Source organism: Azonexus sp. (assembly GCF_036170495.1).
Taxonomy (GTDB): domain Bacteria; phylum Pseudomonadota; class Gammaproteobacteria; order Burkholderiales; family Rhodocyclaceae; genus Azonexus.
This window is the reverse complement of record NZ_JAVHPH010000293.1, coordinates 1-2,810: the sequence shown is the minus strand read 5'-3', so window position 1 is coordinate 2,810 and position 2,810 is coordinate 1. Positions and strand designations below refer to the sequence as shown.

At 64.8% G+C, this 2,810-nt stretch carries 2 protein-coding genes; both read left to right on the top strand.

The features are described 5' to 3' along the window. Positions 1-980, top strand: a 980-nt coding sequence (gene nifL, locus ADADOO_RS10710) for a nitrogen fixation negative regulator NifL (RefSeq protein ID WP_511277422.1), incomplete at its 5' end; no start/stop codon positions are given. A gap of 19 nt (positions 981-999) precedes the next feature. Next, positions 1,000-2,643: a nif-specific transcriptional activator NifA gene (gene nifA, locus ADADOO_RS10705; protein ID WP_511277420.1), complete on the top strand. Its 1,644-nt coding sequence runs from the start codon at positions 1,000-1,002 to the stop codon at positions 2,641-2,643. Positions 2,644-2,810 lie beyond the last annotated feature (167 nt).

Below are 2,810 nucleotides of genomic sequence, written 5' to 3'. Positions count from 1 at the left end.
GCCTCAAGGAGCCGGCCCACACCGTTCTCGATAGCGTGCTGCCGAGTTGGCGCGATACCCTGGCCGACCGCCCGCAGGAATGCCTGGTGAGCCATCGCGAAGCGCGTATCGACCGCGCCGCCGGCCGGCCGCGCTGGCTGTCGGTGACCTCGTCGATCATCGACATGCACAGCGATTGCGCCGACAGCTATTTCTGCGCCGACGGTCAGCCCGGCCTGCTCGTCGTCATGGCCGACATCACCAGCCTGCGTGACGAGCAGGAGCGCGCCCGCGCCTCGGCCCTGCAAGCGGTGCTGGCCGAGGAAGAACGCACGGCGGCGATCCGCGAAGGCCTGTCGGCGGCGATCTTCCGTCTTGAAGAGCCGATGAACGTCATGACCTCGGCCATCTCGGTACTTCAGCGCCGCGACCCGGCCAGCGCCGCGATGTTGCAGCAGGCCCTGAGCGGCAGCCGCGAGCACCTCGAAACGCTGCGCCAGGTGATCCCGCAAGGCCCGCATGAAATCGTCGTCAGCGTGAACATGAATGAAATCCTGCGCGACGTGCTCGAAGTCAGCACGCCGCGCCTGCTCGCCGCCGGCATCACCGTCGACTGGCAACCGGCGTCGACGCTGCCGGCCATGCTCGGTCGCCCGCTGCAGTTGCGCATGCTGTTCAAGGCGCTGGTCGACAACGCCATCGAGGCGATGAACATCAAGGGCTGGAAGCGCCGCGAGCTATCGCTGATCAGTGCGCGGCGCGACGATTGCATCGTGGTCTCCGTCATCGACAGCGGCCCCGGCATTCCGCACGAATGGCGGCACAAAGCTTTCGAGCCCTTCTTCACGGCCAAGGGCGGCAGCGGCAAGCACATCGGCACCGGCCTGTCGCGCGCCCAGCAGGTGGTCGCCGACCATGGCGGCATCATCGATCTCGATGACAGCCCGAGCGGCGGTCTGGCCGCGATTGTCGAATTCCGCGTCGACGGCGACCCGATCTAGGAAAAGCGACGAGAACAGCATGCACGAACACACCCTTCACGCCCTCTCCGACGAATGCCCGCCGCCCGGCGGTTTCTGCCGAACGCACGAGCTGAACATCCAATTGCTGGCCGCGCTCTACGCCGTCAGCCGGGTGCTCAGCCGCTCGCTCGATTTCAACGAAACACTGCGCGACGTCCTGCGCGTCCTGCACGATGAGGCGGGGCTGAACCGCGGCCTGATCAGCGTGCTCGACCCGGAGAGCGGCAAGCTCAACATCCACACCATCTACAGCCCGGAAGGCCCGATCCTCGACGACGCCCAGTACGGCCCGGGCGAAGGCATCATCGGTCTGGTCCTCGAAAAGCCACGCACCATCAAGCTGGTGCGCGTCGCTGACGAACCGCGCTTCCTCAACCGCGCCCAGGTGTACCAGCCTGAACTGCCCTTCATCGCCGTGCCGATCAAGGTTGGTGGCGACCTCAAGGGTGTCCTCGCCGTCCAGCCCGAAGCGCCGGAAGACGGCCTGCTCGAGGAGCGCGCCCAGTTCGTCGAGATGGTCGCCAACCTGATCGGCCAGAGCCTGAGCCTGTCGATGGCCGTCGCCCAGGAAAAATCCACGCTACTCGAAGAGCGCGACCTGCTCCGGCGTACCGTCCGCCACCAGTTCGGCTTCGACAGCATGGTTGGCCGCTCGGCCGTGATGCGCCGGGTTTTCGACCAGGCGCGCATGGTCGCCAAGTGGAACACGACGGTCCTGATCCGCGGCGAAACCGGCACCGGCAAGGAACTGATCGCCAACGCCATCCACTACAACTCGCCGCGCGCCCGCAATGCGCTGGTCAAGCTCAACTGTGCGGCGCTGCCGGAAAACCTGCTCGAATCCGAACTCTTCGGCCACGAACGCGGCGCCTTCACCGGCGCTGTCGAGGCGCGCAAGGGACGTTTCGAACAGGCCCATGGCGGCACGCTGTTCCTCGACGAAATCGGCGAAGTCTCGGCCGCCTTCCAGGCCAAGATGCTGCGCATCCTGCAGGAAGGCGAATTCGAGCGGGTTGGCGGCAGCAAGACCATCAAGGTCGATGTCCGCATCATCGCGGCAACGCACCGCGACCTCGAAACCGCCGTCGAAATGGGCGACTTCCGCGAAGACTTGTTTTATCGGCTCAACGTCATGCCGCTCTTCCTGCCGCCGCTGCGCGAGCGCATCGAAGACATTCCGGAAATCGCCCGCCACCTGCTGACCAAGATCGGCAACGACCAGAAACGCAAGCTCAAGCTGACCGACATGGCCAACCGCCGGCTGGCCAATCACGAGTGGCCGGGCAACGTCCGCGAACTGGAAAACTGCCTGGAACGGGCTGCAGTGCTCTCCGACGACGGCAACATCGACGTCGATCTGATCCGTTTCCCGAGTGTCCGCGAACGAACCAGCCCGCGCCCGATTCGCGCCGCGGCCAGCGCCCCGTCGGAGAGTTTCCATCGTCCCACGGTCAACCCGAATTCCGGGGCAAATCCGGAAATCGACATCGACGATCCCAACCTCTCGGAAAAGGAACGCGTCATCGCTGCGCTGGAACAGGCGGGCTGGGTGCAGGCCAAGGCGGCGCGCATTCTGGGGATGACGCCGCGGCAGATAGCCTATCGGATTCAGACGCTGAATATTGAGGTGAAGCAGTTCTGATCGGGTTTCCGTTGAATTAGCTTGGGGTTCCGCCTTGCTGGCGGGCGTACTTTTTCTTGCTTCGCCAAGAAAAAGTAGCCAAAAAGAAGGCGACCCCAAGGTCGGCGCCCTACGGGTTCCTTGCGCTACTCGGAATGCCGGGCGGCTGGCTAAACTCGCCTTCGGCT